23 protein-coding genes, 1 pseudogene and 2 riboswitches are annotated in these 21,579 nt (G+C 39.8%); of the genes and pseudogenes, 17 read left to right on the forward strand and 7 right to left on the reverse strand.

All coding sequences use genetic code 11. The annotated features are described in order from the left end of the window. The first annotated feature begins 48 nt into the window (after positions 1-48). Positions 49-390 carry a MepB family protein gene (locus tag MKX52_RS06220; RefSeq protein WP_342491681.1) on the forward strand — a complete coding sequence of 114 codons (342 nt, stop codon included), beginning with the start codon at positions 49-51 and terminating at the stop codon, positions 388-390. Between the two features lie 105 nt (positions 391-495). Here MKX52_RS06220 and MKX52_RS06225 read toward each other — a convergent pair whose 3' ends face one another. Further along, positions 496-825 carry a MerR family transcriptional regulator gene (locus tag MKX52_RS06225; RefSeq protein ID WP_012009715.1) on the reverse strand — a complete coding sequence of 110 codons (330 nt, stop codon included), beginning with the start codon at positions 823-825 and terminating at the stop codon, positions 496-498. 190 nt (positions 826-1,015) lie between these two features. Here MKX52_RS06225 and MKX52_RS06230 point away from each other — a divergent pair, with 190 nt between their 5' ends. The 3 genes from MKX52_RS06230 (at position 1,016) to MKX52_RS06240 (ending at position 2,195) form a co-directional block, all read left to right on the forward strand. Then, a complete protein-coding gene (locus MKX52_RS06230; RefSeq protein ID WP_088004413.1) occupies positions 1,016-1,171 on the forward strand; it encodes a hypothetical protein in 156 nt (51 codons plus the stop codon). A gap of 39 nt (positions 1,172-1,210) precedes the next feature. Next, positions 1,211-1,375, forward strand: coding sequence for a hypothetical protein (locus tag MKX52_RS06235; RefSeq protein WP_012009717.1), 165 nt, complete (start codon positions 1,211-1,213; stop codon positions 1,373-1,375). A 355-nt stretch (positions 1,376-1,730) separates the two neighbouring features. After that, positions 1,731-2,195 (forward strand): MarR family transcriptional regulator, encoded by a 465-nt coding sequence (locus MKX52_RS06240; protein WP_088004396.1) that lies wholly within the window; start codon positions 1,731-1,733, stop codon positions 2,193-2,195. Between the two features lie 30 nt (positions 2,196-2,225). Here the strand turns inward: MKX52_RS06240 and MKX52_RS06245 are convergent, their stop codons facing one another. Then, positions 2,226-4,652: an EAL domain-containing protein gene (locus MKX52_RS06245; protein ID WP_342491682.1), complete on the reverse strand. Its 2,427-nt coding sequence runs from the start codon at positions 4,650-4,652 to the stop codon at positions 2,226-2,228. Between the two features lie 243 nt (positions 4,653-4,895). Between MKX52_RS06245 and MKX52_RS06250 the strand changes: the two genes are divergently transcribed. The 4 genes and pseudogenes from MKX52_RS06250 (at position 4,896) to MKX52_RS06265 (ending at position 8,735) form a co-directional block, all read left to right on the forward strand. After that, the gene (locus MKX52_RS06250) at positions 4,896-5,510 is read left to right on the forward strand and encodes a DedA family protein (RefSeq protein WP_144468513.1); all 615 of its coding nucleotides are present in this window, start codon (positions 4,896-4,898) and stop codon (positions 5,508-5,510) included. Positions 5,511-5,588: 78 nt separating this feature from the next. Continuing rightward, positions 5,589-5,696, forward strand: a riboswitch (yybP-ykoY riboswitch). Continuing rightward, positions 5,692-6,583: pseudogene (locus MKX52_RS06255) on the forward strand (TerC family protein); the annotation flags it as partial. Its footprint overlaps the riboswitch before it by 5 nt. A 215-nt stretch (positions 6,584-6,798) precedes the next feature. Continuing rightward, positions 6,799-7,554 carry an RNA polymerase sigma factor SigI gene (gene sigI / locus MKX52_RS06260; RefSeq protein ID WP_012009721.1) on the forward strand — a complete coding sequence of 252 codons (756 nt, stop codon included), beginning with the start codon at positions 6,799-6,801 and terminating at the stop codon, positions 7,552-7,554. After that, on the forward strand, positions 7,551-8,735 hold the full coding sequence (locus tag MKX52_RS06265; protein ID WP_012009722.1) for an anti-sigma factor domain-containing protein: 1,185 nt from the start codon (positions 7,551-7,553) through the stop codon (positions 8,733-8,735). The genes sigI and MKX52_RS06265 overlap by 4 nt, the downstream gene beginning before the upstream one ends. A 39-nt stretch (positions 8,736-8,774) precedes the next feature. On the opposite strand, the gene MKX52_RS06270 is transcribed toward MKX52_RS06265, so the two are convergent. Together MKX52_RS06270 and MKX52_RS06275 are read right to left on the reverse strand one after the other, a co-directional pair. Next, complete coding sequence (locus MKX52_RS06270; protein WP_003211343.1) at positions 8,775-8,969, reverse strand: alpha/beta-type small acid-soluble spore protein; 195 nt, start codon at positions 8,967-8,969, stop codon at positions 8,775-8,777. Between the two features lie 122 nt (positions 8,970-9,091). Next, a complete protein-coding gene (locus MKX52_RS06275) occupies positions 9,092-9,805 on the reverse strand; it encodes a DUF1836 domain-containing protein (protein ID WP_012009723.1) in 714 nt (237 codons plus the stop codon). 280 nt (positions 9,806-10,085) lie between these two features. On the opposite strand from MKX52_RS06275, the gene htpX reads away from it, so the two are divergent. The 5 genes from htpX to MKX52_RS06300 all read left to right on the forward strand — a co-directional run bounded on the left by htpX (position 10,086) and on the right by MKX52_RS06300 (position 13,422). Further along, entirely contained in the window at positions 10,086-10,985 is a 900-nt protein-coding gene (gene htpX, locus MKX52_RS06280) for a protease HtpX (RefSeq protein WP_342491683.1), read from the forward strand. Between the two features lie 143 nt (positions 10,986-11,128). Then, on the forward strand, positions 11,129-12,475 hold the full coding sequence (locus MKX52_RS06285) for a TrkH family potassium uptake protein (protein WP_012009725.1): 1,347 nt from the start codon (positions 11,129-11,131) through the stop codon (positions 12,473-12,475). Positions 12,476-12,572: 97 nt separating this feature from the next. Then, complete coding sequence (locus MKX52_RS06290) at positions 12,573-13,091, forward strand: YetF domain-containing protein (protein WP_012009726.1); 519 nt, start codon at positions 12,573-12,575, stop codon at positions 13,089-13,091. 6 nt (positions 13,092-13,097) lie between these two features. Further along, positions 13,098-13,262 carry a hypothetical protein gene (locus tag MKX52_RS06295; protein ID WP_088004399.1) on the forward strand — a complete coding sequence of 55 codons (165 nt, stop codon included), beginning with the start codon at positions 13,098-13,100 and terminating at the stop codon, positions 13,260-13,262. After that, positions 13,255-13,422: a hypothetical protein gene (locus MKX52_RS06300; protein WP_162900847.1), complete on the forward strand. Its 168-nt coding sequence runs from the start codon at positions 13,255-13,257 to the stop codon at positions 13,420-13,422. Before MKX52_RS06295 ends, MKX52_RS06300 begins: the two co-directional genes overlap by 8 nt. A gap of 27 nt (positions 13,423-13,449) precedes the next feature. On the opposite strand, the gene MKX52_RS06305 is transcribed toward MKX52_RS06300, so the two are convergent. After that, entirely contained in the window at positions 13,450-14,469 is a 1,020-nt protein-coding gene (locus MKX52_RS06305) for an acyltransferase family protein (protein ID WP_012009729.1), read from the reverse strand. A gap of 293 nt (positions 14,470-14,762) precedes the next feature. Here MKX52_RS06305 and MKX52_RS06310 point away from each other — a divergent pair, with 293 nt between their 5' ends. From MKX52_RS06310 to MKX52_RS06320, 3 genes are all read left to right on the forward strand, one after another. Then, the gene (locus MKX52_RS06310) at positions 14,763-16,958 is read left to right on the forward strand and encodes a PAS domain-containing sensor histidine kinase (RefSeq protein ID WP_088004401.1); all 2,196 of its coding nucleotides are present in this window, start codon (positions 14,763-14,765) and stop codon (positions 16,956-16,958) included. Between the two features lies 1 nt (position 16,959). Next, positions 16,960-17,451: a methylated-DNA--[protein]-cysteine S-methyltransferase gene (locus MKX52_RS06315; protein WP_342491684.1), complete on the forward strand. Its 492-nt coding sequence runs from the start codon at positions 16,960-16,962 to the stop codon at positions 17,449-17,451. A 91-nt stretch (positions 17,452-17,542) separates the two neighbouring features. Then, positions 17,543-17,677, forward strand: a complete 135-nt coding sequence (locus tag MKX52_RS06320) for a hypothetical protein (protein WP_260851677.1) — start codon at positions 17,543-17,545, stop codon at positions 17,675-17,677. Positions 17,678-17,702: 25 nt separating this feature from the next. Here MKX52_RS06320 and mtnA read toward each other — a convergent pair whose 3' ends face one another. Both mtnA and mtnK read right to left on the reverse strand, forming a co-directional pair. Beyond that, positions 17,703-18,764: an S-methyl-5-thioribose-1-phosphate isomerase gene (mtnA, locus tag MKX52_RS06325; RefSeq protein ID WP_342491685.1), complete on the reverse strand. Its 1,062-nt coding sequence runs from the start codon at positions 18,762-18,764 to the stop codon at positions 17,703-17,705. A gap of 6 nt (positions 18,765-18,770) precedes the next feature. Then, positions 18,771-19,964, reverse strand: coding sequence for an S-methyl-5-thioribose kinase (mtnK, locus tag MKX52_RS06330; RefSeq protein ID WP_342491686.1), 1,194 nt, complete (start codon positions 19,962-19,964; stop codon positions 18,771-18,773). Positions 19,965-20,043: 79 nt separating this feature from the next. Continuing rightward, positions 20,044-20,202, reverse strand: a riboswitch (SAM riboswitch). A 165-nt stretch (positions 20,203-20,367) separates the two neighbouring features. Between mtnK and MKX52_RS06335 the strand changes: the two genes are divergently transcribed. Further along, positions 20,368-21,558: a pyridoxal phosphate-dependent aminotransferase gene (locus MKX52_RS06335; protein WP_342491687.1), complete on the forward strand. Its 1,191-nt coding sequence runs from the start codon at positions 20,368-20,370 to the stop codon at positions 21,556-21,558. The last annotated feature ends 21 nt before the right edge of the window (positions 21,559-21,579 follow it).

The raw sequence follows: 21,579 nt of genomic DNA on the forward strand, positions 1-21,579 counted from the left end.
GCTATGTGATAGAGTGTTGGAATGAGCAATAAATAAGGGGATAAAGCAGTGAATGAATTTTATAACGCGTTAACGTATGTAAATAAAATGTTTTATGAACCTAATCGTATGTCTTTGAAAGCTGTCCGAGAAGAAGTCCAAAATTCGGAATATGGAGCTGGTGTGTTTCAGCTAAACTCAAAGCCGATTCGTTTTAGAGTGGCAAAAATAACGCCTACTAAGATAGGACAGTTTGTTGCTTTTATGGTGATCAATACCTTTACTCATGCTAGCAAACAATCTATCGAAACGCAGAAATGGCAATTAGAATATTTTGTTGGCATGAGCAATACAAATAGTTTGCCAGTACAAGAACTATTAAAGCGATACTCTAACGAAAATAGCTCTTAGTCGTAAATGGAACGGAGACAGCAAAAAAGCTGTCTCTTTTTTATGAAACCATGATCAAAACCAACTACAAACAAGGCCTAAAAGATTCAGCGATATTTTATTTGTTTATCGATTTTTGTACCGGAAGTGTGCGTTAATTTGACCTTCCAGCATCTTTTTCTTATATTGTCCGCTTTTTAAGGCCTGTTCTTTTTTCTTCATGTCTTTCAAAATCTCCGCTGTTTGCACACCGTCTTCTCGTTTGTTGGCGATATCCATTAATCGTTCTACATCAGAAAAAGAATATTTACGCGTGCCTCTTGTTGAGCGCTGGGGGTAGATGAGTCTGCGTTCCTCATAATATCGGATTTGCCTGACAGATAGCCCTGTTAATTCACTGACAATCCCGATTGAAATGACTTTTTTATCTTTATAAGATACGTCTTCCTGCGTCATATACTCACCCCTGCAAGTCTTTTCTTCATATTATACAGAATAGCAACGAAAAAAAATCATTGTTTGTTAGAAAATATAACACAAAAACATGAAAATGAAAAACAATGGAAGGAAAGTTGACAACAGATGTGAAAAGAGTGTTGCGCATGCATATAATGATGATGAGTTGAAATAGGAGGAGGAGCATATGATGGAGCAAACGCAGATCATCTGTATGGCAAAAGAAATCATCGCATTAGATATAAAAAGGGATGAATTACTGGAGCGATTCATGCAGGCGGCAGGTCAGAATGCACATGCTCTTCTAAGAGCCGTACAAAACGATTTGTATAAAAGGTCTTCATAAGCACCTAGTCCATATCATATTGATAGGAGGGGATAATCGGTGCGGCGTATCTTAACAGAAGCTTTAGCAAAGGAAAGACATTATTATACGAAACAGCTCTGTTCATTGGGCGTGTACAGTCCAAATACGGCAAAAAACATGACAATTAGTGACTTAAAAAAAGAGTATCACTTCTTTTTCAACAAAACAGAGCGTGAATTGTGAAAATCCCTTGAAATGTGCGCATGTCACATTGGGGATTCTTTTTTTGTTTAATATTATAGCAATATTGAATTTTGTAGAAATTTGACGAATGCAGTGTAAGAAAACATAGAGTCTTTACAGATTATGTTAAACCATGTCGGATATTGATGGTTTGCTAAAAAACCTTTTTTTCGAGATGGTTATGAAAAATAAGAAGGATTTTAAAAGTTTATATCGAAATCTTATACATAACACGAATGGAGTCACTTATGTGGTTGAAAGGGTTTTCAAAAACGTACTTCTATTTTTTACGAAAGGCTCCAACTGCACCGCAAGAAAGCCTTGAAGTTAAAAAAATATTATAAGAGGTAGATATGTGATGAGACTATCGTTTAATGAAGAAGAAGTAGAACGTTCAATGACACTTTACAAAGTATTTGCAAGAGCATTTAAAAGCGTTTCAGAACACAGTATTAGAGACAGCAAAGAGCATGGATTTAATCCAACTGAATTTGCGGTTCTTGAACTGCTGTATACGAGAGGTGCTCAAAAACTTCAGCAAATCGGCTCAAGACTCCTGCTTGTGAGCGGGAATGTGACGTACGTAATTGACAAATTAGAACGAAATGGTTTCATTGAAAGAGAGCAGGACCCAAAGGATAAACGGTCGGTTTATGCCCATTTAACAGATAAAGGGCGCAGTTATCTTGATAAAATTTATCCGATTCATTCTCTCCGGATTGCGCGTGCTTTTTCTGGCCTCTCGCGAGAAGAACAAGAACAATTGATTAGTCTATTGAAAAAAGCAGGTATTCACAGTCAACATTTATTATTTAGATAGAACGAAAAGGTGCCATGATTGGCACCTTTTTTATGTGTCCAGCTTCTGATGCGCTGGATAGGCAATGAATTTTTCGATATCGCTTGCTGGAAGGGGCTTTGCATAATAAAAGCCTTGCAGGTCGTCGCATCCTTGTGCAGATAAAAGCTGCGCTTGTGCAAAGGTTTCAACACCTTCTGCTATGACTTCAAGAGATAGTTGATGTCCCATCGCGATAATAGCACCTGTAATTTGTTCAGATTTTGAATCATTTAAAATATCTTCAATGAAGGATTTGTCGATTTTTAGTCGATGAATGGGTAAATCCTTTAAATAGCTTAAGGAGCTATGACCTGTACCGAAGTCATCAATACTAATGCGAACGCCTAGATGTTTCAGTGACGTCAGCACTTGTTTTGATTGCTTGATATTGTCCATTGTCATACTTTCTGTGACTTCAAGCTCGAGTAGTGACGGTGTCAGATCGTATTTTTTCAGTGTTAGCTTAATCAAATCAATTAAGTCTTCAGAATTAAATTGTTTCGCAGATAAATTAACAGCCACAGGAATTTTCAGACCATTATCATCCCACGTTTTAGCCTGCCTGCATGCGGTATCAATGACCCATCTGCCAATATCGATGATCAGACCTGATTCCTCTGCCAGCTCAATAAAAGCCTCAGGTGATTTTAACGAACCATCGGGTGCTTTCATTCTTAGAAGAGCTTCTACGCCAGTCATCTCTCTTGTTTTCGCACTCACTTGAGGCTGGTAATGAAGCACGAACTGTTCTCTTTGAATGGCATCCCGTAACTCAAGCTCTCGGTTCAACCTGTCTTCACTTGATCTTTCCATTGATTCGGTGAAAAACTCATAACGACTTTGCTTATGTTTTTTAGATAAATACATCGCCATATCGGCTTTCCTCATTAATTCCATCCCATCTTTGCCATTCTGAGGTGAAATAGCAATTCCAATGCTAATAGATGTAATGAGCTGATGATTCTGAATGAAAAAAGGACGCTCAAATTGACGAATGATATTTTGAGAAAGCTGTTCAATTTTCTGTGTGTCATGCCCCATATCAGGGAAGATCATTAAAAATTCATCCCCACCTAGTCTTGCTATAAAGCCGTTGTCTGGTAAACATTGCGTCAGTCTGTTCGCAGCTGCTTTAAGAAGTAAGTCCCCTATGTTATGACCAAGTGCATCATTAATAATTTTAAAACGATTCAAATCAAGAAAAAGAACAGCTGTCGATGTACCCGTCTCTTCTTGAGCGGAGAGAACATCACTTAAATGGTTGATGGCATGGCGCCGATTAGGGAGCTCAGTTAACGCATCATAATGTGCCATGACATGAATTTCTTTTTCTGCAATCCGTTGCTGCGTTAAATCTTTTAAGACAAGATAAATACTGTCAAGCGAATTGTTGACATGAACAGGTATGTAAGTGACATGATAATAATAAAAGCGATCTGCTGCTTTTAATTCTGCTTCACGAGTGATGGCTTTCTTTGACTCATAAATAAATTCTTCCCACATGTCAGTTGGCATGACGTATTGGCTAACATCGTCACCAATCCAAGAATTACACATTTTCAGGATTTGTTTACCTGAGTCGTTTGCAGAAAGCACCTTTCGATTGACCGATAACACGATAATGCCATCGATATTATGTTTGATGAGTGATTGAAATCGCTGTTCATTTTCCTTCAGCTTATCCGCTTGCTTCATGATTCGGTGATCGATATAGGCACCAAAAATCATCAGTGTTTGGACAATCAGTGTCATTAAACCGATGAAAATCGACAGACTGAATGGTGATAATTCAAGAGAACCACCCCCGGAAGACTGACCATCTGAATGAAAAAACATAGTAGAAGCAGCCATACCGGTATAATGCATCCCAGCAACAGCCCCGCCCATCACAAGTGCACCAACTATTTTTAACAGATGATCCTCCTGTTTTTTTCCGGATCGATGGAGCCGAAAAAAGAGATGAAGCGAAAAGAAAGACGCTATCGCAGCAATGAAAAACGAAAGAAAAAAGAGGACTGGATCATAGCTGATGGAGACATTGGCCATTGATTCCATTCCAAGGTAATGCATGCTGCAAATAGCTGAGCCCATGGTGATTGAACTAATGAGCAGCCGTCTTGTGGAGAGCTGTTCTTGAATGCATATTGTGAATGCGATCAAGGATCCGACAAAAGATGCCAAAATCGATAAAATGAGCAAGGGTGTTTCATATGTGATGCCAGCACGCACGTGAAATGCCATCATGCCGATAAAATGCATCGACCATATCCCCATTCCCATGATCAAGGCACCAACGATCAGCCATACCTTTTTCTTCGCACCGCTTGACTGTGCCACTCGGCTGGCTAATTGAAGAGCTGAGTAGGAGGCGACAGCGGCAACTGCGATTGACAGAAAGACAAGCCATCCATTGTAGCTTCCTGTTAAATGGGTCATGTAAGAAAACCTCCAGTATCTTAAAACAGACGTATACTTAATATATCGGATTGAATGGCTTCTGTGTTCACTTTTCCTTCACTTAAATACCATAATCAGCGTTTTTTCACCTGTTTTTATAGTAAAATCAAATTTAATGTAAAAAAACGACGAAAAGTGAATCGTTTTTTCTGTTTTATTCGTTTAATATATGTGCGATTCTAAAAGAGAGAGAATCAGTTAAACGATTATGTGTGAAAGGGATTGATAAACATCGAAGATTTTATTATTTCTTTAGCTGATGCCTTTAAGAACTTGTCGTACTTTGGCATCTTCCTTGCTCTATGTATTGAATTTGTTCCTGCTGAAGTGGTTCTGCCTCTTGCGGGTTACTGGGTCTCCAAAGGGGACATGGCCTTCATCGGTGTTGTAGCAGCTGGCTCTATTGGCGGCGTGGCTGGTCCTTTGACTTTGTACTGGTTAGGACGTTATGGCGGCAGGCCCTTTTTAAATAAATATGGAAAGTACTTTTTTGTGAAACCGGAGTCGCTTGATAAATCGGATGCCTTTTTTGAAAAGCATGGTGGGTTCGTCGCATTTAGTGGCCGGTTTATTCCAGGGGTTAGAACGCTTATTTCCATCCCGTGCGGTATAGCCAAGATGAATGTGTGGGTCTTTTGCCTGTACACGTTTTTAGCGATTACGCCTATTACATTTGTGTATGTGTATCTTGGATTTGTGCTCGGGGAGAACTGGAAAGAGGTTGGCGCAATGTTAGATCCATATCTCTTGCCGATTGGAATCGGGATTGTGTTGCTTTTCGCGATGTATATATGGGTGAAACGTAGAAAAAGAAAAGCAGAAACACCAACTGCTTAATCGTTGGACCAGGGTGAAAGTCACCTGTTGACATTACATTGTCTATTGATTAAAATATAAGTAATCTAAATATTCTTAAATCCCACCAAAGGGGAGTAGCGTCCGGTTTTTACCGGAAACAAAGTCGTCATTACATGGACTTAAGTTCCATCGGCTTTGTTGGCATGATTCTACATATCACATGTCTAGCAAGACCTTTGCCATTACAGGCAAAGGTCTTTTTTGCATTCATAAGCCTTTGTCTGTTGTGGGACAATAGATGAAAACAAGGAGGAATGATGATGGATGCAGCAATTATTTTAGAGTACGGGTGGGTTCTTCTCGTACTGATTGGATTAGAAGGGATTTTAGCTGCTGATAATGCGCTGGTCATGGCTGTGATGGTGAAACACCTTCCAGAAAAGCAAAGAAAAAAGGCACTGTTTTACGGGCTTGCGGGTGCATTTGTCATGCGATTTGGTTCTCTATTTCTTATTTCGTTTTTAGTGGATGTGTGGCAAGTTCAAGCGATTGGCGCAATTTATCTTCTTTATATTTCCATTCACCATATTTTAAAATCGCACGTATTTAAGAAAAAGGAATCAGACACTAACATGAAGCAAAGTGGATTCTGGGCAACAGTTGTAAAAGTCGAGCTTGCTGACATCGCTTTTGCTGTCGATTCCATCTTAGCGGCCGTCGCATTAGCCGTAACATTGCCGAAAACAAGTCTTCCGCAAATTGGTGGACTTGATGGTGGTCAATTTATTGTCATTCTTTTAGGTGGTATCATCGGTTTGATCATCATGAGATTTGCAGCAACTGTCTTCGTGAAATTGCTCAAAACAAGACCGAGCCTAGAAACAGCTGCTTTTGTCATTGTTGGGTGGGTTGGTGTGAAGCTCACACTTTATACACTGTCACATCCAGCCATTGGTATCGTGTCTTCTCACTTTATTCATTCAACATTATGGAAAGTGATTTTCTGGACAGTGCTTCTCGCAATTGCAGCATTTGGCTGGTTTTTATCAAGTCCATCAAGAAAAGGTGGGCAACAAATCAAGGAAAAACAAGAGGAACGCCTAGAAGAGTAGGTTTTTTGAAAGAAATATCATTTCATTTTCATAACACGTATATTACAAATAAGGGGGAGATACCCCCTTATTTCTTTGCTTTTAGACGAATCATTGTAAAGTAGATGATGATATACATGTCATAATTGAGTAACAGGAAATGAATTCCTCATTTCTTCCTTTGCGCTTCCCTCATAAATTAGCTATCATAAATGAGTAATATAGGGAGAACTGAGGTGAAACCATTGCTTAGCCTTTTGTTTAAAAAAGGAAAGAAAAAGCAAACATTAGAGCAGTCGGCTATCAGTATCCAACAAGGTGATACCGAGCTGCAAAATGCATTAATAGAGCAATACAAACCATTTGTCGCTAAGACGGTTTCATCCGTTTGTAAACGATATATAGATGAAAAAGATGATGAATTCAGCATTGGCTTAATTGCCTTTAATGAAGCGATAGAAAAATACTCTGCCGAAAAAGGAAACTCACTCCTTGCTTTCGCAGAATTAATTATTAAAAGAAAAGTGATCGACTATATTCGAAAAGAAGCGAGAAATGCGCCAACGGTTCAAATGGACCTGCAAGAAAGTGAAAATGGCGAGTATTCTCAAAGCATGATTGAAGCAGAGCTGTCTACAAATGAATATAGACGTTTAATTGAACAAGAACATAGAAGAGAAGAAATTGAACATTTTAAAGAACGATTAAAAGTATACGGTCTCACGTTTCAAGAGCTGCTTGAACATTCACCAAAGCATGCAGATGCCAGGCAAAATGCCATTAAAGTAGCTCACACACTCGTTGAACACGATGAGCTCCGAACCATTTTATTTCAGAAAAAACAATTACCTGTCAAACAGCTTGAAAAACTAGTGGAAGTCAGCCGCAAAACGATTGAGAGAAATAGAAAATATATCATTGCGATGGCGATCATTATGACGGGTGATTATGTGTATTTGAAAGATTACCTTAAAGGGGTGCTTAATTCATGAGAAGAGGCATTATAGTAGAAAAAAACAAAAAATATGTCACGCTGCTGACCCCTGATGGACAATTTCTGCGGACAAAATATGAACAGCAAGATTATGAAATCGGTCAAGAAGTGACATTTCCGAATGAATCACGTCTCGAAAGAAAAAAAGCCGGTTTTTTTGACTTGCTTCGTTTACGTCCTTTAAATGCAGGAATCCTATCAATCGCTGCGATTATTGTCGTGATTTTTACTATGATGCCATCTTTCTCAAGTCAAAAAGCATATGCATATATGACAATTGACATTAATCCAAGCTTTGAACTGAAGCTTGATCACAATTACCAAGTGATTGGTGTCACACCACTGAATAAAGATGCGAAACAAGTACTGGCCAGTATGAAGGATTTGGAAAAAAGCGACATGACCAAAGTTGTGCAGGAAATCATAGATGACTGTGATAAAAAAGGTTACGTGAACCATTCTAAGAGTATTTATATTTCAACGGTTTATGAAAACAAGCAGGACCATACATATAAAACCAACGTCAAAAGTAAAATTAACACCATTTCTGGTGAATATCAAAAGCGCGATTACAAGCTAGAAACTGTAGAAAGTGACCTGGAAACAAGAGAAAAAGCTCAAAAGGCAGGCATTTCAACAGGCACATATATTAGAAATCAAGAAATGCAAGACAAAGAACAAGAAGACATTCAAAAGGATGAAGACGCAGCAGAGAGTGATGCTGTCAAAGAAGAAGAGCCTAAAAAAGATGATGAAGACCAAGCAGATCAAGACAAACAAGAAGACATCAAGTCAGGCGATAGCGAAGAGATGAAGCCAGATCAAGAGGCTCCTGAAGCTGAAGACAAAGAGCAAAAGGACCAAAAGAGGGAAGAGCAAGGATCTATTGAAAAGCCTCATCAAACAAAACCTGATGATAAAAGCAAAGACAATCAAATAAAAGAGGAAAAGGATCGTTCTATCGATAAAGAACAAAAAAAAAATCACTCGACGGAACCTGATGACAAAAGGAATCCAAACGGCACATCGCGTGGTGGCGCTGAAAAGCACGCAAAAAAAAACGACAGGAATCAAAAGCAGCCGTCCTCTGATCGAAAAAAAGAACATATGAAGAAGCAAGGAAAAGGTGCACCGTCCCCGTATCGTGAGAACTGGTATGAGCACACATATGAACAATAAAAAAACGCCAGAATCACTCCGGCGTATTTCACCATGCTTTTATTTAGATTGATTACCCATTTGTGATTGAGCCTGTTGAACGAGTCTTTTAGTAATTTCACCGCCAACAGAACCGTTTGCACGTGCGACTGTATCTGAACCGAGAGTCACGCCAAATTCTTGAGCGATCTCGTATTTAAATTGATCTAATGCTTGTTCTACTCCAGGAACAAGAAGCTGATTTCGATTTGCCATGTCCGTATTCCTCCTTTCACCTCAAGATGTTTGTTGCGCCTTCTTATTTTGAAGAAAACGGCATGCAATTATGCTGGCAATTGCTGTACAAAAAACCGAGGTGATGATTCACCTCGGTTCTTTTAATCCTGATGCTGTAGTGTATGAAACATCATTTCTTGTGCTGTACTTTGCAAGTGTGAAGTAAAGACAGAAAAAACGGTTGAACTGATAATACCTTTGATCAAACGCCATTGGTGCTGCGATAATTCAGCAAATTCTTCACGTAGCTTATCTGTCTGTACCTCTGTGATTTCCCGTAAGTTTGTTTCTTTTAACGGAAAAGGTGTGTGATGATAAATAAAATCAAGGACATGCGCATATGCTTCATAAAAACGCAATGGACTAATAATATCATCAGTTCGATCCGTAATCGTGTTAAATAAGGCAGATAAGATGGTGCGGATGGCATCAAAGTCAAAAACTGATTTTAAATCTCTCACAATTAATAAAATAACGACCTGATCAATTGAGTACTTCTTTCCAAGCTCAGGGTGGCCAATCATATCTTTAATATCACGCTTGATCCAGTTTTGAATCGCTGTCGATTTAAGAGAAGTCAGTTCGCAAAGATTTCCTAATTCTACAATTTCATTTGTGGAGAGTCCATGCTCTGATTTTTGTTTCCGTCGTTCAAGCCTCTCAAAAAAAGAAGGGATGATGAGCTCGTCAAGTTCGTGATGTTTGTCTTTTTTTACAGATAAATTTAATAGCTGAAGCGGAGTTAGATCTCCCTCTCCTTTTAGAGAATAAAGAAGACTTGTCATGTCAATTCTCGTTAATTTAAAAGCACCCATTGTTCCACCTCGTTTGTATGTCAAAAACGTCATCATTGATCTAATTCAACATCATAATCTCTTTTTGATAAAAATGCAAAATAAACTAAAATCCACAAAGTGACGTCACAATTTATTCACTTTTTAGCTGTGGTATATGTCATAAATATTGAAGTGACGGGGCTTAAGCCGTTATGATAAATAGAGGAAATGATTCCTTTTTCCTTGCAATTTGAGACGTTTATTTTTATAATTTTATTAATAAGTTCAAATGAACTTAATATGACAGCGGAGGTTATGTATGGGTAAAAGAATATTTCTGTTTATATTAACGAACATTCTTGTTATCACTACGATTGGTATTGTACTATCGGTTATTAGTGCAGCAACTGGTGTTGGTTCTTATATAGGAGCAGACGGTAGAATTAATATGGTGGCACTGTTAGTATTCAGTGCAGTTGTCGGTTTTGTTGGCTCGTTCATGTCACTTGCGATGTCTCGCTGGATGGCAAAAATGATGATGGGTGTACGTGTGTTGAACCCTGAAAAGGATTCCTTAACATATGATGAGCAGCAGCTTGTCGACCGTGTGCACAGATTATCAAGAGCAGCAGGTCTTTCTAAAATGCCTGAGGTTGGTATTTATCAATCATCTGAAGTAAATGCTTTTGCGACAGGTCCTTCTAAGAGAAGATCACTTGTGGCGGTTTCCACTGGATTGCTTCATGAAATGGATGATGCAGCAGTTGAAGGTGTCATCGCTCACGAAGTTGCTCACGTTGCGAACGGAGACATGGTGACAATGACGCTGCTTCAAGGAATCGTCAACACGTTTGTTGTCTTCCTTTCAAGAATTGCGGCATGGATCGCAAGTCGCTTTGTTTCGCGTGAAGAGCTTGTGCCGATTGTTCATTTTATTGCAGTGATTGTTTTCCAAATCATTTTCTCTGTTCTAGGAAGCCTTGTCGTGTTTGCATATTCTAGACACCGCGAATTCCATGCAGACCGCGGGGGAGCTGACCTTGCGGGTAAAGATAAAATGGTTCATGCGCTTCGCTCGCTTGAGGCGTATACGTCACGAATCAAAGATGATGATCAAACAGCAGTTGCTACGCTTAAAATTAGTGGTAAACGAAAAGCTTCTCTTTTCTCAACACACCCTGATTTAAACGAAAGAATTAGAAGACTAGAAGCAAAATAAGAGAGACGAAAAGACATTCTGTTACAGGATGTCTTTTCTTTTTTGATGAAAAAGTAAATAAAGCATAAAATATCTTTAAAATCATGTCTCTTTTCATTAAAATGATAAGTATTGAAAAATGAAAGTTAAAAGAAGGAATGACAATGAACCCAATTAAAAAGCTAATTGACCGGCTATCGGCTTTCCAGCTGATTGCCCTTTATTATTTTCTCGCTGTAACCGTCTCACTTATTCTTCTCAGTTTGCCAGTCGCTCATCAGGATGGGGTGAAGTGGACATTTATCGATGCATTATTTACGGCGGTGAGTGCTGTGAGTGTCACAGGACTTACTGTGGTTGATACCTCGCAAACATTTAGTGTGGCAGGTATGTGGATCCTTGCGTTTGTCCTTCAAATCGGGGGTATCGGCATTATGACGCTCGGTACCTTTGTGTGGATTGTCATGCGAAAAAGAATCGGTATTAAAGAAAGAAAGCTCATTATGGCAGATCAAAACCAGAGCAATTTATCAGGAATTGTGAAATTAATGAAGCAGGTTTTATATTTAATTTTACTTATTGAGTTTGTAGGCGGTCTGATCTTAAGTATGTATTTTCTCAAATATTACGATGTACAGACAGCATTCTTACATGGCTTCTTCTCAAGTATAAGTGCGACCACCAATGGTGGCTTCGATATTACAGGGAACTCGCTCATCCCATACAAAGATGATTATTTCGTCCAATTTATTACGATGTTGCTGATCATCTTTGGCGCGATTGGCTTTCCTGTGCTCGTGGAAGTAAAGGATTACTTATTTAATCAGGACCGAAAGCACGCATCGTTTTCGTTGTTTACAAAAATCACAACGATTACGTTTGGCAGCTTAGTCATTGTTGGCGCTATTGGGATTTATGCACTTGAAGCACGGTTTACGTTTTTAGGAAAGAGCTGGCACGAAGTGTTATTTTATTCATTGTTCCAATCGACAGCTACAAGAAGTGGGGGACTTTCCACATTAGACATTACTCAATTGACAGAACCGACGCTGTTATTTTTATGTCTGCTCATGTTTATCGGGGCTTCTCCAAGCTCTGTCGGGGGCGGAATTCGGACAACCACGTTTGCCCTTAATTTACTCGCATTGTTTCATTTTGCCCGGGGAAATAAGTCCATAAAAATTTTCAAAAGAGAACTGCATCAAGCAGATATTAACAAATCTCTGATGGTGACGATGATGGCCTTTATATTGGTGTTTGGTGCTACATTCTTATTAACCTTATCCGAGCATAATACGCTTCTTCAAAATTTATTTGAAGTCTGTTCTGCTTTCGGAACAACAGGTCTATCATTAGGGATTACCTCTGAGCTCTCTGTTTTTGGTAAGTGTATCATTATGATGGTCATGTTTATTGGACGTATCGGCATTCCAAGCTTTTTATATTTAATTGGCCGAAGAGAAAGCGAAGCGAATTATCATTATCCGAAAGAGCGTGTCATCATCGGCTAAACAGCATTCCGAGCGAATGCTGTTTTTTTATTTCCATTATCTAACTGGCTAAATCACATACGATGTTCGCAATCTATAGGTAAGAGGTGAACGAGACGTGCTGGATGTGTTATGGAAAGCGATTGTCATGCTGCTAGTTGGTACCTTGCTGCTGAGAATAGCAGGGCCCAAATCCATTAGTCAATTAACTGTTCAACAAACAGTGATCATGATTTCAATCGGATCGATTATTATCCAACCCTTTATTGAGCATAATTTACTTGAAACGATTTATGCAGCCGCTACCTTTATTGTGGCGCTTGTCATCATGGAGAAGCTGTCGATTCAATCTGATTTCTTTGAAAAATTGGTTTCAGGGAAATCTGTGGTCATTTTGCAGGATGGAGAAATGCTTGATCACAAGTTGAAGAAAACGAGGCTTACAAGAGATCAACTTAAAATGCGCTTAAAGCAGCAAGGTATTACAGAGATCAGCAGTCTCAAAAAAGCCACCCTAGAAGCCAATGGACAAATCGGCTATGAGTTAAAGCCAGAGGAAAAGCCGGTGACGGTCAAACAAATGACGGAATTTCTAGACCAATTAAGAGAAGAACTAAATATGTTAAAAAAGGACTGATTTCAGATGAAAAGAAAAGCAGCGAAAAATGAAGCACTGACAAATAATATGACACCGACAGAGAGCATGGCACATGATCAAGGACAAACACAATTTGATGAACAATCAAGAGACCGTCAGGCAAACCGAAATTCTCATAAAGGGAAACAAGGGGGAGGATCTCATGACTAAAAAGCATGTAAAAAGCAAGGACATGAAAGACCATAAAAAGCCGATGGACCCAGATATCTTAGAAGAGGAATTTGGCAGTGAGCTTGGAGATATCAACAGCAGCAAATGGATTGATACGCTTGTAAAACCTAAGAAAGATGATGAATGTCACAAAAAATAGAAAAAACGATCCTCGCAGGATCGTTTTTTATTTGCTATAACTGCCTTGTCTGCCGGTAATTGTACGCATAAGATTGGTCATTTTGAGCTCAATCACTGGCTGTGCAACGGTTTTAACAAAGGTGCTAGACAGGGTAAAGGTGAGCAGAATGGTCAGTAGTAATAACATGAGCACACTTGCTGCATTCAGCGCCCAGTCATCAAACCAAGTCGTTCTAAGGAGCTTGATGACAAAGCCATGTAATAAATACACATATAGCGTTCTTGTGCCCCATTTTGTAAAGAAGAAACGTCGTGTTGGGACTAAAGCAAAGAAGCTGAATGTAGCGCCGAATGCAAGCAAATACCATGCCATTCGTTTCATTGCCGCAATGACTCCTTCATCACCAAGAGAAGCATATGACTGCGATCCAAATAAGAAGGAATAATCAAATTCATATAAATAGCAAAACAAGAATACAGCCATTAATACAAGAAGTGCTGCCAGTTTTCCTTTACTTGTACGGATGAATTCAAAATGCTGCTTTTTTAAATAGAAGCCAGCTAAAAACATCGGCAAAAAGACAAATGTACGTGACAAGCTCAGCGTATTGCTAATACTGTCCACGTAACCGACAAGTAATGCAATTGACAAACTGACGATCATCGCCCACTGAAATGGCAGTTTAGAAAAAGGAATGAGTAGCAAGTTCCAAAAGAATAAACTAATTAAAAACCATAAAGACCATTGCGGGTCAATTGGATTTAAATTGGCGATGCTTTGATCCTGCAAGAGATAATAGTAAACGGAATAGATCACCTGAAAAATGAAATATGGGATGATCAGCTTAACAGCGACTTTTTTCATAAAACCTGGTTTTCTAAACCCTTTTGCAAAGAACCCGGAAACCAAAATAAAGGCAGGCATGTGAAAAGTATAAATAAACTTGTATAAATAAAGCATCCAATCATTATCATGAATGAATGATCGTAACAAATGACCAAAAACCACTAGAAAAATCAGAAGAAACTTCGCATTATCAAAATAACTATCTCGTGAAGATGCCATAACATCACCTTTCCTGCTTGATTTTAAACATAAATGTTCTAAGTGCACTGTTCCCGTATTTGCCCCATTTTAAAATACTTTTTGGCTCGTTTCGCTATTTGATGTGAAATTGTAGAACGGTTGTAAAAAAAGCGTAAGAAAAGAGAATCGAGGTTCAATCCTGTCATCCAAATGCAACAAAAGAGACAGTCTTCGTGTAAAAAGTTATCTTTTTTTATGAGTCGAATGAAGGAACAATGAAAATATTGTAGAAATATTGTAGAGGAATGAGGCTGGAAAAGGAGTGTAAGAGAATGACTGAAACGCTCGATGGCGCAGAAGATATCAGAAAATTAGAAAAAGAGAACGAATATTTGCGAACAGAGTTGATGCAGCAAAAAATGCTGTTAAATAAGACGTTAGATGCCATTTTCATATTTGATCAACACCTCAATATTATCCAAGCCAATGAAGCGACATGCAGGCTTGTACAGACATCGAAAGAAGACCTCCTCAATAAATCCGTTCTAGATTTCCTATACGGCATCCCGAAAGACAAAATTGAATGCTCCCTTGATTTATTTTTTCGAAAAGGAACGTTAAGAAGAGAAATTTCCATTCAGCTTGAAAACGGAGAAACAAAATACATTGAATTTGTCGCAGAGCATGACGTCTTGAATCAGCAATATATTGTGGTCATGCGAGATATTTCCTCAAAGAAAATATTAGAACGAGAACGATCGATGAATGAGCAACTGTTCAAAGATTTGTTTGACCGAGCCATTGACGGCATGGTCATTTTTGATCAGGATGGCTGCATGATCGACGCCAATCATTCCTTTTGTCAGAGCTTTGAACTGCAAAAGACTGATTTAACCGATCGTTATTTAAATGAATTTGTCGAAGATGAAAATCTTCCAGCCTTACAGCACCTTTTAACATCACTTAAAGAGACTGGGAAAGCCAAGGGAGAGCTTCCCGTTACCCTTCAATCTGGTCAGTACAAATTATTCGAGCTCACCATTACATCAAATGTGATGAGCGGTTTTTATATGTCCATCATGCGGGATATTACAGAAAAAAGATTAATGGAAGAAAAACTGTTAAAAAGTGAAGAACGCTTTAGAGAAATTTTTGAAAATGCAATGGATGCGATCATCATTTGGGCGGATGATGGAGAGATTGTGAGAGCCAATGAATCAGCCTGCCGCATTTTTGAATTACCTATGCATTCACTGATAGGCAAAAAACTCACAGACTTTCTCGTGAAATCTGATCAGAGATATAGACCGACTAGAAGGCGATATATTCGGAATCATGAAATAAGGGAAGAGCTTTTGTTCAGAATGGCGAATGGGCAGTTTAAAGAGCTTGAGTTTACATCAAAGCATGCGGTATTAGAAGGACAGCATTTAACCATTTTACGTAATGTGAGTGATCGAAAAAGGATGGAGGAGGAGCTGCGGGAAAGTGAGCTCAAATTCCGTAAAGTATTTAATGGATCAATGGACGGCATTGTTCTTTTTGATAACCAATACCGCATTATCGAAGTCAATCCATCCGCAAGCGAGCTGCTCGGGTTAAAAGATGATCATTTAACGGAAATGAATCTTTTCCATATCCTCGCGCCTTATCAAGTTGAACATTTGGCACAGCCTGCCCAGGCGATGTCATTAGATGAAATGGACAATGAAGTGCCGTTTGTGCTGAACCACCCAGATCAGCGGATATTAGAATTCTCTTTTAAACGCAACATCATTCATAATATGAATTTGGCGATCTTTAGAGATGTGACAGAGCGGAAGGAATTAGAAGAGCGCGTGAGAAAATCAGATACCCTTCATGTGGTCGGTGAGCTTGCCGCTGGCATTGCGCATGAAATCAGAAACCCAATGACAGCATTAAAAGGCTTTATTCAACTGTTAAAAGGAAATATAGAAGGGGAGTATTCCCTCTATTTTAATGTGATCACTTCAGAGCTGAAAAGAATTGAATCGATCATCACCGAATTTTTGATTTTAGCGAAGCCGCAAGCCATCGTATATGAAGAAAAAAATGTGGTGCAAATTGTGAAAGACACGATGGATCTGCTGCACGCACAGGCGAACCTTGGCAACGTTCAAATGCATCTCAATGTAATGGATGAGATACCGCTCATTTATTGCGAACAAAATCAATTAAAACAAGTCTTTATTAACATTCTAAAAAATGCAATTGAAGTCATGCCGAGAAAAGGAAATGTCTATGTGACCATTCAGAGGAAGGGCGAAGAGCATATTGTTATATCACTGCGGGATGAAGGCTGCGGAATGGCAGAGGACAAGCTGAGGCGTCTAGGGGAACCATTTTATACGACAAAAGAAAGAGGAACTGGACTTGGCTTAATGGTTAGTTATAAAATTATTGAAGAGCACCAAGGAACCATTGAGGTAGAAAGTGAGGAAGGGGTAGGAACCGTCTTCCATCTCACGCTGCCACTTAGACAGAAGAAACAAGAAGGAGAGCATTAACGTGTATTATACCGTCTATCACGCACCAATTGGGGCACTATACATACTAGAAAAAGACGATGCCATCATTGAAGTGATGTTTGATGATGAGCCGTTTTTAGCAAAAAAGCAAGCATCCAATCTAAAAGAAAAAGAAACGTCTGTATTACAAGAAGCGAAAAAACAGCTAGATGAATATTTCAAGGGTGAGCGCCAAGTATTCGATCTCTCGCTCAAGCAAACGGGAACTTTGTTTCAAGAGCAAGTATGGGAAGCACTTTCGGCTATTCCGTATGGTGAATCAAAAAGTTATGGAGATATTGCAGAAACGATTGGTAACCCAAAGGCAGTGAGAGCGATTGGACAAGCCAACAGACGCAATGCAATACCTATTTTTATTCCCTGTCACAGAGTGATTGGAAAAGACCGATCTCTGACGGGCTATGCAGGAACGAAGACAGATATGAAAGCGATTCTGCTTGAATTAGAAGGTATCCCATTTGTTCAAAAATAAATCGATTGACCTGTTCCAAAAGTTTTCCAAGCGACATATCCTTTTATTAAGCTAAAAAAGTTGGTTGAGGGAAAAAGGAGGGCGCTAGGGAATGCTTTGGGACAAAAAGAATAAAATGTATGCCATCACTTCACTATGTGTCAAAATGAACGTTTTGACAGAAGAACAGAAAAACGAAATCTTAGCCAAAACGAATGAAATAAAAAAGCGCGGTGCTCTTAAATAAGAAGTACACGGCGCTTTTTTTATGATCAGAGTGAGATGTTTTCAGCAAACAGGGCATCAATCTCTTCAGTATAGTTCGATGTGATAATCCCTTTCTCTGTAATGATCCCTGAAATGAGATGGTGAGGAGTGACATCAAAGGCGGGATTGAATACCTGAACATCAGGTGGTGCAATTTGGACGCCGTTAAATTCCTTTACTTCCAGCGGGTCACGCTCTTCAATTGGAATATCTGATCCGTCTTTAGTTGAGACATCAAAGGTAGACAGCGGTGCAGCTATAAAAAATGGGATTTGAAAATGCTTGGCTAAAATAGCAAGACTTAACGTGCCAATCTTATTCGCCGCATCTCCATTACGGGCAATACGATCAGCTCCAACAATGACAGCAGAAATTTGCTTTTCCTTCATCGTGTGAGCTGCCATATTATCTGTGATGAGCGTCACATCTACGCCGCCTTGCATGAGCTCCCATGTTGTCAGTCTAGCCCCTTGGAGAACAGGGCGTGTTTCGCAGGCATAAATGTGAAGATCGAGATTTTTCTTTTTCGCTAAATAGAATGGAGCAAGGGCTGTTCCGTAACGGCTTGTGGCGATGGAACCTGCATTGCAAATGGTCATAATCCGATCACCTGATTTAAAGAGCTGGAGTGCATTTTGACCGATTTGTCTGCATGTTTCTTCATCTTCGATTTGAATTTGAATGGCTTCATGGACAAGGTCTGTTTTGGCTGCATTGACTGAAGCTGCACGCTCAATGCGCCGCAACAACCGCTCCAATGCCCAGGCTAGATTCACAGCGGTTGGACGAGCACTGTTTAAATATTCTTTTATCTGAATGACTTCTTGTTGAAACACATCAATGTCTTCTGTCTCAATGTCTTGGGCACTGAGCGCCAGTCCGAAAGCTGCTGTAATGCCAATGGCAGGTGCTCCACGCACTTTTAACGTGACAATGGCATCATACACGTCTTCTTTTGTATATAGATGCTCAAACACGGTTTCTGCCGGTAATTTTTGCTGATTCAGAATGTTAATATGGTTTTCTTCCCATTCGACAGAACGGGGGACTTCAAATTCTTTAGACAAAACCCGTCACTCCTTTACAGATTGCTGGAATAATGCGACGAGGTCAGACGCTGTTTCCACTGCATGATATTGTTTGATGAATGTTTTTCCGAGCGTAAGTGCTGTTTTTTTCTGCTGAATCCGTTTAGATGGTGATGGAATCGCATCAAGATCAGCGGCATGAGCAAGGCCAATCGTTCGGCGGACAAGCTCACAGCCTGCAAAGCCTGTTGCTTCTTTTAAAATACGGTCAAAGGTTGTTTCTAAAAAGCTGTCAGATACACTAAACGCTTCAATGCTGTCTTCTTTCCAAGCCTTTGCGAACACTTCCTTGAAGGTCGCCCATACATTGACGACATGGTCAAAAAGGTGCTGCTGATCGTGTTCATTTTCACGAGACAAAGCGTTTAGGAACAGGTTGGCGATAAAGTGACCGATATCGAATCCGAAGGGACCATAAAAAGCGAATTCTGGATCAATGATCTTTGTTTCCGTCTCACTTGCAAAAATACTGCCTGTATGAAGATCTCCATGAACAAGTGTTTCGGCAGATGTCAGGAAAATACGCTTCAATTCAGCTGCTTTTGCTTGCACTTCAAGATCTGCCCAAAGCGCTTCGGCGACTTCTCTTAATTCTTCTTCAAAATCATTTGTGCTGCTATCAAAGAAAGGATCTGTGAAGACAAGCTTTTCGGTAATGTCACAAAGATCTGGATTCGTAAATTGCTTCACAAATTGTTTTTTGATTTTAGGATTTGTGGCAAAGTCAGAAGTGTAAAAAAGTGTTTTTCCTAAGAATTCTCCGACATGATCAGATAAATGCGGATATTGTTTTCCGGCAATTAGCCCTTTTCTGACGATTTCTAGGTGTGATAGATCCTCCATAGCCGTCACAGCAAGAGCTGTATCTGAATAATAGACTGCTGGTACAAGGTGCGGCGTATATTCTGACTGCTTGATTAGGGCAGCACTTTCGATCCTCGCACGGTCTAATGTAAGTGGCCAGCTCTCTCCGACCACTTTGGCGTAGGGAAGTGCCTGCTTGATAATCAATCCTTTTTCTTGTTTATGGTCAAAAATATGAAAGACGTAATTTAAATTTCCGTCACCGATTTCCGTACATGTCAAATGACTGCTTTCTTGGATCAAGCCAAGTCTAATTGCGAGTGCAACTGCCGAGCTTTCTGTTAATTCTTCATATGATGCCGTAAGTGTAACCAATTGCTTCCCCTCCAAATCATATAAAAAAGCCTCTTTCTCCTGAGAGAAAGAGGCTTGATGTCGTGTATGCTCAAAGCCTCTCTTATCTCTCAGCACATACGTCTGATGGAATTAGCACCGTGCCCTATAAGACAATTGTCTTGGCGCTTACTTGCTGCGCCCCACTTCACAGTGGTATTAACGGTCGGTTGCTGTTGGGGTCAAAAGGCCAAATCCCTCGCCCAACTCTCGATAAGAGAAATCAATATGTAATTGTTTCGTGTCTACTTGCATTTCTTAATTCAAGATATTATCAGAGCTGCAGTTCACATGTCAATCCTTTTTCAAAATTGCTTTACAATTCGTGAAACAATCCATTACAGTGTTTGTATTGCTACGTAACTTGAATAGAAGGTGAAGAAAAATGGAATTTCAGCAGTCAGATGTATTGAAACAATTACCGACACAATTTTTTGCATCCCTTGTGCAAAAAGTGCAGAAAAAAGTGGAGGAAGGCGCAGATATTATTAATTTAGGGCAGGGAAATCCTGATCAGCCAACTCCCGTGCACATTGTAAAAGCGATGCAAGAAGCGGTCGCAAAACCTGAAAATCATCAATACTCCTCATTCCGCGGAACAGCGAGATTAAAAAAGGCTGCCGCTGCCTTTTATGAAAGAGAATATGGGGTTACACTTGATCCGATGACGGAAATTGCGATTTTATTTGGCGGGAAAGCGGGACTTGTTGAGCTGCCGCAATGCTTGCTGAATCCGGGTGATACGCTCCTTGTTCCAGATCCAGGTTATCCTGATTATTGGTCAGGTGCCGTGCTCGCTGGAGCTCAGATGGTGACGATGCCGCTACTTGAGCAAAATGATTTTTTACCTGACTATGACCGGTTGCCTGAGGATGTTAAGAAAAAAGCAAAGTTGATGTATTTAAATTATCCCAACAATCCGACAGGTGCTATGGCAAGCCAATCATTTTTTGAAGAAACCGTGACATTCGCTAAAGATCACAAACTCTGTGTTGTCCATGATTTTGCCTACGGCGGCATTGGGTTTGATGGGGAAAAGCCGATCAGCTTTTTGCAAACAGATGGAGCGAAAGAGACGGGGATTGAAATTTATACATTGTCTAAAACGTATAATATGGCGGGCTGGAGAGTCGGATTTGCAGCAGGAAATCCGTCTGTTATTAACGCGATTGAGCTTTATCAGGATCACCTGTTTGTTTCACTGTTTAAAGCCACTCAAGATGCGGCAGTGGAAGCTTTGTTAAGCGACCAAACGTGCGTACAGGTGCAGAATAATCGATATGAGAAACGGCGAAATGTGTGGATTGCTGCGTGCAAGGAGATTGGCTGGGAGGTCACTGCACCAAAGGGGTCGTTTTTTGCTTGGCTAAAGGTGCCAGAAGGATATACATCTGAATCTTTTGCTGACGTATTATTAGAGAAAGCACATGTGGTTGTGGCACCTGGGAATGGGTTTGGTACTCACGGTGAAGGATACGTCAGAGTAGGACTTTTAACAAATGAGGAGCGGTTAAAAGAAGCCGCTCAGCGAATTGCTGCCTTGAATCTGTTTGAAAATAAGCCATTGACAACATGAAAAAACGGTGCGATAATTCAG

This window comes from Bacillus sp. FSL R5-0422 (assembly GCF_038610765.1).
Taxonomy (GTDB): Bacteria; Bacillota; Bacilli; order Bacillales; family Bacillaceae; genus Bacillus; species Bacillus pumilus_O.

What these genes read in the sequence shown, in the direction of transcription:
- MKX52_RS06265 (WP_012009722.1), top strand. Translation starts at nt 7,551, where the DNA reads ATGAGAAGAGGCATTATAGTAGAAAAAAACAAAAAATATGTCACGCTG.
- htpX (WP_342491683.1), top strand. Translation starts at nt 10,086, where the DNA reads ATGGGTAAAAGAATATTTCTGTTTATATTAACGAACATTCTTGTTATC.
- MKX52_RS06230 (WP_088004413.1), top strand. Translation starts at nt 1,016, where the DNA reads ATGGAGCAAACGCAGATCATCTGTATGGCAAAAGAAATCATCGCATTA.
- MKX52_RS06305 (WP_012009729.1), bottom strand. Translation starts at nt 14,469, where the DNA reads ATGGCATCTTCACGAGATAGTTATTTTGATAATGCGAAGTTTCTTCTG.
- MKX52_RS06335 (WP_342491687.1), top strand. Translation starts at nt 20,368, where the DNA reads ATGGAATTTCAGCAGTCAGATGTATTGAAACAATTACCGACACAATTT.
- MKX52_RS06225 (WP_012009715.1), bottom strand. Translation starts at nt 825, where the DNA reads ATGACGCAGGAAGACGTATCTTATAAAGATAAAAAAGTCATTTCAATC.
- MKX52_RS06300 (WP_162900847.1), top strand. Translation starts at nt 13,255, where the DNA reads ATGACTAAAAAGCATGTAAAAAGCAAGGACATGAAAGACCATAAAAAG.
- MKX52_RS06295 (WP_088004399.1), top strand. Translation starts at nt 13,098, where the DNA reads ATGAAAAGAAAAGCAGCGAAAAATGAAGCACTGACAAATAATATGACA.
- MKX52_RS06245 (WP_342491682.1), bottom strand. Translation starts at nt 4,652, where the DNA reads ATGACCCATTTAACAGGAAGCTACAATGGATGGCTTGTCTTTCTGTCA.
- MKX52_RS06310 (WP_088004401.1), top strand. Translation starts at nt 14,763, where the DNA reads ATGACTGAAACGCTCGATGGCGCAGAAGATATCAGAAAATTAGAAAAA.
- MKX52_RS06275 (WP_012009723.1), bottom strand. Translation starts at nt 9,805, where the DNA reads ATGGGTGCTTTTAAATTAACGAGAATTGACATGACAAGTCTTCTTTAT.
- MKX52_RS06320 (WP_260851677.1), top strand. Translation starts at nt 17,543, where the DNA reads ATGCTTTGGGACAAAAAGAATAAAATGTATGCCATCACTTCACTATGT.
- MKX52_RS06270 (WP_003211343.1), bottom strand. Translation starts at nt 8,969, where the DNA reads ATGGCAAATCGAAATCAGCTTCTTGTTCCTGGAGTAGAACAAGCATTA.
- MKX52_RS06285 (WP_012009725.1), top strand. Translation starts at nt 11,129, where the DNA reads ATGAACCCAATTAAAAAGCTAATTGACCGGCTATCGGCTTTCCAGCTG.